7 protein-coding genes (1 of these 7 cut by a window edge) are annotated in these 7,930 nt (G+C 45.3%); all 7 read right to left on the minus strand.

Features of this window, described 5'->3' with window-relative positions:
• Positions 1–83: 83 nt before the first annotated feature.
• The gene (locus EDD59_RS16805; RefSeq protein WP_132383994.1) at positions 84–293 is read right to left on the minus strand and encodes a hypothetical protein; all 210 of its coding nucleotides are present in this window, start codon (positions 291–293) and stop codon (positions 84–86) included.
• A 78-nt stretch (positions 294–371) separates the two neighbouring features.
• Positions 372–1,034 carry a TetR/AcrR family transcriptional regulator gene (locus EDD59_RS16810; protein WP_243117473.1) on the minus strand — a complete coding sequence of 221 codons (663 nt, stop codon included), beginning with the start codon at positions 1,032–1,034 and terminating at the stop codon, positions 372–374.
• A 299-nt stretch (positions 1,035–1,333) separates the two neighbouring features.
• Positions 1,334–2,005 (minus strand): potassium channel family protein, encoded by a 672-nt coding sequence (locus EDD59_RS16815; protein ID WP_132383996.1) that lies wholly within the window; start codon positions 2,003–2,005, stop codon positions 1,334–1,336.
• 10 nt (positions 2,006–2,015) lie between these two features.
• Positions 2,016–3,311: a TrkH family potassium uptake protein gene (locus tag EDD59_RS16820; RefSeq protein ID WP_132384010.1), complete on the minus strand. Its 1,296-nt coding sequence runs from the start codon at positions 3,309–3,311 to the stop codon at positions 2,016–2,018.
• Positions 3,312–3,452: 141 nt separating this feature from the next.
• Positions 3,453–4,169 (minus strand): response regulator, encoded by a 717-nt coding sequence (locus EDD59_RS16825; RefSeq protein ID WP_132383998.1) that lies wholly within the window; start codon positions 4,167–4,169, stop codon positions 3,453–3,455.
• Positions 4,162–6,855 (minus strand): ATP-binding protein, encoded by a 2,694-nt coding sequence (locus tag EDD59_RS16830; protein WP_132384000.1) that lies wholly within the window; start codon positions 6,853–6,855, stop codon positions 4,162–4,164. The genes EDD59_RS16825 and EDD59_RS16830 overlap by 8 nt, the downstream gene beginning before the upstream one ends.
• 266 nt (positions 6,856–7,121) lie before the next feature.
• Positions 7,122–7,930, minus strand: partial view of an exosporium glycoprotein BclB-related protein gene (locus tag EDD59_RS16835; protein ID WP_132384002.1) — the 3' portion only. Its footprint extends 559 nt past the window's final position; only the last 809 of its 1,368 coding nucleotides appear in the window; the start codon falls outside the window, past its right edge — the gene reads right to left on this strand; its stop codon occupies positions 7,122–7,124.

Genomic DNA, 7,930 nt, shown 5'->3' on the forward strand with positions numbered 1-7,930 from the left:
AACGGTTGAAGATCATCCAGCCCTAACTGTTTAAAATTTTCACAAAAATGTAAGCGATGGGGAAAGTCTATGCGCTGTGTTATTCATCGCTTACCTTTAATCACAAGGTCGTCACCATCATTTTCAAAGAAAGTAATTCTTTCTTCATCGTAGGAAATCGTCAGGGATGATATTTCTTTAAGGGAAAATCGAAGTTCATTCGCCATTTGAGAGGACTTAGAATTTGAGCAGCCAGTAAACGCGAATAAAGATAAAATAAAAGCCATTCCTAATGTAATTGTTCTTTTCGTCATAATTTGCCTCACTTTCAATAAATGAATTGTTCATTCATGTCTTCCATAAAAATTAGAGGGCTTACATGGCCCGCTAATTTAGCTTCTGTATGCAGACAAGATATTGTCCACACAGATTTTTTTTGCCAATTCCAAAGGAATATCAGAGGTTTCAAAAGATGTATACCTTCTATCCATAGCCCACCAAGTAAGGATTTCAATGATAAGGGTAGTGGTCAACTCCAAATACTCCATTGGCCGTACTGTACCATTGTCAATGAAAATTGTTAAGTACCTTGACATTGTATCAAGAAACTTCCTGCGACATGCCTTGTAGTGTTTGGCCAGGAACGGAAATTCAAATTGATTTTTTTCAATAAATAAACAGCCGGCGGCATACCGGGCAAGAATGTCAAATGCGTCCGAAATTAAAGCTTCAAAGCTATAACTTTCAATGTCGTTTTCAAGGTGTTTTGCAAAGTCGCTTTGTGACTGTTCAAGCAAAGATACAATTTCATTTTCCACACCCGAAAATAAATTATCTGTAATAGGTCTTTCAAATTCCTTATTTATGAAGTCCGGGTCAATCGTGCATTTCAAAACAAAATGCATGATTTCTTTTTTTCCTGCAAAGTCATGGTAAATGGTTCCCACAGAAACGTCTATGGCTTTTGCTATATGGCTGATCTGTGTTCTGGCATAACCTTGACGTAAAAATAATAACGTTGCGGCCTCCACAATTGCTTTAATTCGCGTGTCCAAAATTTCCGCTCCTTCCTGAATGAATTGTTCATTTATATTATGCACTGCAAATAAACAATTGTCAATGCGGAATTTTTCTGCCTCCTGTGAAAGCAGCGCTACCTACGATGGTTCCCAAAATTATGGAAAGGTCGCATTTGTCTGCAATAACAAAGAAACCAACCATGATGAAAGATAAACCAGCTACGCAAAATACTGTGCTCTTTATTTCCCGTTGTAACTTTGTTTGAAGCTCTATTTTCATTCTCCGCCATATTTGAAAGAAATCTCAACGGCAGAAATACCCCTTTTCCGCCGTGTCACGAAATCAAATACCGTTCAAATTTCACAATGCTATCCTTTGTACCTACAACAGCGATCAAATCATTTGTGTTTAATTGAAGGTCAGGAGAAATTTCAACAATAGTTTTATTTCGTCTGACAATTGCAATAATATTGAGACCAAACTTATTCCGAAAGTTCAGTTCGAGAATGGCTTTCCCGTGCAGCTTATCGGTCAGCTTGATTTCTGAAATCGCATATTGATTTGAAAGGTTGATAAAGTCTAAGGCCCTGGGCGTTGTCAGCGAATTGGCAAGACGGACGGCATGATCCCTCTCAGGATAAACCACCTCTGCCCCGATTTTTTGGAGTACCCGTCCGTGCTCCGCACTGATCGCCTTTGCAATGACGCGGGGAACCCCCAACTCGATCACATTGAGCGTCGTCAGGATACTGGCTTCAATATGTTCGCCGATACATACAATGACCGTGCCACAATTCTGTATTCCGGCCTCCTCCAACGTTGGTTTGTCCAGTTGATCAATCACAAAGGCTTGCTGTACTTTATCTTGAATTTGCTTAACTTTGCTCTCATTGTTATCAAGCACGATTACTTCTTTCCTATTATCAGAAAGTGTCTCCGCAAGGGCGAACCCAAAACGGCCCAGCCCTATAACTCCGAAAGCGATACTTGATTTATAGCCCGACATAATGATTCTCCTATCCTATGGTTACTCTTTCTTCCACGTAAGAAAGGTTTGATGAAGGTTGGTATACCCATATGCATGCCATGGTGAGCGGCCCAAGCCGGCCGATAAACATGGTCAGACATAAAAGGACTTTGCTGAGGTCTGCCAAATCTGGTGTAATGCCCGTTGACAAACCGACCGTGCCAAATCCCGACACCACTTCGAAAAGCACCTGCATGAAGGTGAACTGCGGTTCAATAATGCAGATCAAAAGGGTCATGAAGCATACAACGATAAACGCTAGAACTGTAACGATAAACGCCTTCATAATGCTTTCATTTGGAATTTTTCTTCGGAATGCAGTGCAATCTCGATTGGTAGAAAACGCGAAAAGGCTTTTTAGCAGGGTAAACGTGGTTGTTGTCTTGATACCGCCACCCGTTGAACCTGGCGAAGCACCGATGAACATGAGGATAATCAAAACAAATTGTCCCGCAGTGGTGAAGTCTCCAAGCGCATACGTACTGAAGCCCGCTGTTCTGGCAGAAGTGCTTTGAAAAAAAGCGCCCAGCCATGTTACATCGTCCGTAAGTTTCAATAAGACCGTACCAATAGCCAGCAGGGATACCGTCATCGTCAGAACGATTTTTGTATTCATGCTCAGGTTTCGCAAAGAGCGCTTATGCAATATCTCCCGAATGACATAAAACCCTAAACCGCCGAAGATAATCAGTCCGCATGTCGTCAGATTCAGCAACACATTGTCCCGATAGGGAATCAAATTCTGATATCCGCCGAGGATATCAAACCCCGAGTTGTTGAACGCCGCTATGGAATGGAAAGCGCTGATTCCTAACGCCGACAAGGGCGGATAATCCTGTGAAAACACAATATAACTGAGCGCCATACCTACGAACTCAAAGCTTAACGTCACAAGCATAACGGATTTTACCAACTGCACTATGCCTTTTAGGGTGTCCAGGTTTAAGGCTTCCTTCACAAGTATACGCTCTCTTAGGCCAATCTTTTTCCCAGCCAGTAAAATGAATGTAACGCCGATAGAAGTGATTCCCAGCCCCCCGATTTGGATTAATAGAGCAACTACAGTTCGTCCAAACACACTGAAATGATCTGCCGTATCGATGGCAATGAGCCCCGTCACACAAACGGCGCTTGTGGAAGTAAACAGTGCATCCACAGGTTGAATCGTAACGCCGGGGTTCGCAGAAATAGGTAAAAGCAGCAATATCGTTCCGAGCAGAATTACAGCAGCAAATCCTAAAACCAGAAACCTGCCCGGACTGAGCCATCTATTTGTCAATATCATCACACCCCTTTGCCGGTTTTGCACAATGCAAAAATACTTGCTCCTTGCTGGAACGCTTTTAATATATCATTTATGGCATTAGCATTGTGTTAGGGGTTCCTATGAGCACATTAAGACCGCATTAAGATAATACTGCAAATTTCAAACGGATTTTCCGTCTTCACCTACCCGGAGCATTCGATAGCCAACGCCAATATGTGTTTGGATATATTTGGGTTGGGATGTACTCTTTTCAATTTTTTTGCGCAGAGTAGCCATGAAAACGCGCAAAGCCGGAATATCGTTGGAGTAATTCCCCCAAATCTCATGGAGGATATAGTTATGCGTTAAAACCTTTCCCACATTTTTCGCCAGAAGACATAAGAGTTTATATTCCATGGGCGTCAAGTGAATTTCCTCGTCATCAAGCCACACACACCCCGCAGCATAATCAAGCCTCAAATTTCCATTGATAAAGACCGTCGCATCCTTTTGCAGCTTTTCACTGTCATATCGTACCCGGCGCAGACTGACCCGGAGCCGTGCCAGAAGTTCTTCGACGCTGAATGGCTTTGTCAGATAATCGTCCGCACCGGCATCCAACGCATTAATTTTGTCACGGTCCTCGCTGCGGGCGCTGACAACGATGATGGGCATATTCGACCATGCGCGAACCTTCTTAATAATATCCACGCCGTCCATATCGGGAAGCCCCAAATCTAGAATCATGATATCCGGCTGTTGGGACACCGCCTCAAAAATCGCACCTTCGCCCGTTGCAGCCGTATGGTATTGATACCCTTGTGTTTCCAGCGTTGTAGTAATCAGCTTTTGGACGGCTTTATCGTCCTCCACCACAAGGATCATAGGTTTATTCATGAACATCTACCTCCTCTGCCAACAAGGTAAATCCAAGCACAGTACCTTGCGGAGTATTATCTTTTACATATATCGTGCCGCCATGGGCGGTAATAATTGATTTACACAGGGTAAGCCCTAATCCAAGCCCACGCCGGCCATCTGCGCTGATATTATCGGCTGTAAAGAACATATCAAACAATTTCGTTTTTGCTGCATCCGAGATACCGGGACCATCGTCGGTTATTTCAATACGGGCGAATTGTCCGTCTTTTTTTGCCGAAATTGTGATATGAGAACCTGCCGGCGTATATTTAACCGCATTGTCTACGATATTGATAATGACTTGAACAATAAGGCGGGAATCCATTTTTGCCATAAGAAGTTCATCGCCGAGAATAGTTTCTATCACATGCTCCGCGCTTCTTCGGCTGACATGAAGCAGCGCTTCTTCGATTACCTCATCCAGAAGCTCAGGCTGCAAATCCAAATTCATTGTCCCATTATCAATCCGGGTAATGGAAAGCAAGTTCTCCACCAGTTTAATCAGCCATGTGGCATCGTCATAGATATCGGTGTAGAGACCAGTTTTCTGCTCCTCATTCAAAATTTCTGAATTGCTTACGAGAATACCCGCATTGCCTAAAATACTAGTAAGCGGGGTGCGTAAATCATGGGAGATTCCCCTGAGCAGATTGGTTCGGAGCTGCTCCTGCTGTGCCTGCATGGTGATTTGCTTTTTCGTTTCGTTCAGCCATTCCTTTTCCAGTGCCAGGCCGCACTCTCCAAGCATGGCAATGACTAAGCTCTTTTCAAATACCCCTAACCGTGCTTCTTTTTCCATAACAATTCCCGAAACTGCAAAAACCCTGTCTTTTCCCCGCACCGCGAGGTATAGACATTTTGCGGCAGAAAGAGTGTCTGTAGTAGCCCCCGCCCGCTTATTATTCTTGTAAACCCACTCAGCTACCAAGCGTTCATCCTCTCTGAAATAAACTTGCGTGTCTGCCGCCGAGCCTTCCTTTAAGAATACCATCGGCTCAGACAGAGCATTTTCTTGTACAGAATAAAAAATGATGCTTCTATCCAGCAGCTTGGCCATCTGCTGCGCCGTTTCACTCAAAATTTCTAATTCATCCCCGGCCTGCTGCAGCTTGTGACTTGTTTCCAGAAGCACTTCTGTACGGTAGGCTTTTTGCGCAGCCTGCCGCGCTTGCTCTTTGACCCGCTTGGTCAGCGTGCTCGTAATAATGGCAGACACAAGCATAACCAGAAGGGTAACCGGATAGCCCCCGCTAAATACCCGAAATTGCAAATAAGGCTCGGTAAAGATAAGGTCAAATACCAGCACACTCACAACAGATGATATTACACTGTATATCTGGCCCCTTGTCACGACGGAATTGATCAGTACACCCAAAATATAGACCGTTATAATATTTGCTTCACTGAAACCAAGCGAATTAAACCACAGCCCGATCAACATGCAGGCAGCAAAAATCCCTATCGTTTTCAAGGAATCCGCTAATGAAAACTTAACAGATTTTGTATATTTAGGCAGTCCCAAATGGAAGGAGGACTGAGAATCCGGGATGATATAAATGTCTATATTAGGTGCAAGGGTAGAAAGCCTGTCCACGAGGGTAGGCTTTGAAAACCATTTGTTTGTATGATTGGAGCGCCCCATAACGATTTTTGAAACACGGCTCACCTTGGCGTATTCCGCAATCTGTCCGGGGATATCTTCTCCATACACGGTGGCAATTTGAGCGCCAAGCTGCTCGGCAAGTCTTAAGTGTTCATTAATCTGTGTCTGGTTATTTGCCGCCGCTGATATTTCCGGCATTTCCACATGGAGTGCAGTGAACGTACCATGGAAAGCATCTGCCATCCTCGCAGCCGTGCGAATTACCTTGGCGTCAGAGGGCACCGACGACAGGCAGACCAAGATATGCTCATTGGCATAAGAGCCGCCGTTTTGTATCTGCTCACAATTCTGCAAAGAAATCCGGTTGACCTGATCTGCGGCGCGCCGCAGTGCAATTTCACGCAGTGCGATTAGCTTTTCTCTGGTAAAAATAGTGGGAAGATTCCGCGCGGACCTTTCCTGATAAACATTTCCTTTATGCAGGCGTTCAATTAGTTCATCTGGCTCAATATCCACAAGCTCAATTTGATCGGCACTGTCAAATACACTGTCCGGGATGCGTTCACTAACATCGATGCCTGTGATAGACGCCACAACGTCATTCAGACTTTCGATATGCTGCACGTTGTTCGTGGTATACACGTCAATTCCCGCGCACAGCAGTTCTTCTACATCCTGATACCTTTTTTTGTGGCGGCAGCCTTCGGCGTTGGTATGGGCTAATTCGTCTATCAGAATAAGCTCCGGTTTTCTGCGGATTGCCCTGTCTAGATCAAATTCTTTAGAAATTGCGCTTTTATAGGAGACTTCCAAAGGCGTCAAGAGCTCCAACCCTTCCAAAAGAGCCGCCGTTTCCGGCCAGTCATGAGGTTCGATATACCCAGCAACAACATCAATGCCGTCTTTTCTTACTTCATGAGCGTCGTGCAGCATGGCACAGGTCTTGCCGACCCCGTCTGCATAACCGAAGTAAATTTTCAGCCTGCCGCGCCTTTTTTCAACGGGAGGAGCAGAAAGCCGCCCAGGCGAATATTCGGAATCGATTTGATGAATTGCCATCCCTATTTAGCCTCCTTTCTGAATAAATTACCTTAAGTTATAGTATAGCATCGGACAAATTACCATAGTATTATGGTTTCCCACATGACATTAAGATTATATAAAGACCGGAATTGTTCTATTTTCCGCTGCTTCTTCTTATCCAGAGGAAGAAAAAAGATGTACAGCCCCGTTTTGTATACACTCTGCAGGGACCTCCCGCTAAACGGGAGGTCCCTGCCTGCTGATAAAGCAGCCTTACATAATTTTTTTGCAAGTATTTTAAATCAGCTAATGTTAATTCCAGCGCTGGCGTAACCTGTCAGTGTATTGAGGAGCGAAACACCTCCGGCAGTTAAAGTAAATACCATCAGAAGTCTTGTTCCTGCCGTTACCGGAACATTTAATCCGGAAAGAGTCGCAGAGGCTATATCCCCAACACTAATAATTCCACTAAAACTTGGTGCAAGGGTAACATCGGTTCCTGCAATAGGTGAAAAAGTATTGTCTGGTGTTGTTGATTGGTAAAGCTGAGCGTGAACGGTCAAATCTGTGCCCAGTAAGCTAAGTCCCACTACAACACTAAAATATGCTGCAATGTCTGTAATCACTCCATCTCTTGGTACAGAAAATGCCATATTTGCCAGTAACCCACCTGCACCAGTCAAGTCAATCGTAGCTCCCAGAACGTTTGGCAGAGTCGTACTGTTTCCAAAAGCTATAATACCTGGCAAGCCAGCAAGCCCTAGTGCAACAGAGGTTGGGGCAATGGGTAAACCAGAGGCAAAGGGGATAATCGCTCCTGCTCCTGTCGGACCAGTTGCCCCTGTTGCCCCTGTTGCTCCTGTCGGACCGATTGCTCCTGTTGCTCCTGTCGGACCGATTGCTCCTGTTGCCCCTGTCGGGCCGGTTGCTCCTGTTGCTCCTGCGGGGCCGGCTGCTCCATTTGCTCCTGCGGGGCCAGTAGGGCCTGTCGCCCCTGCCGGGCCGGCTGCTCCATTTGCTCCTGCGGGGCCAGTAGGGCCTGTCGCCCCTGCCGGGCCGGCTGCTCCATTTGCTCCTGCGGGGCCAGTAGGGCCTGTCGCCCCTGCCGGAC

It is taken from the genome of Muricomes intestini (genome assembly GCF_004346165.1).
In the GTDB taxonomy this organism is placed as follows: domain Bacteria; phylum Bacillota; class Clostridia; order Lachnospirales; family Lachnospiraceae; genus Muricomes; species Muricomes intestini.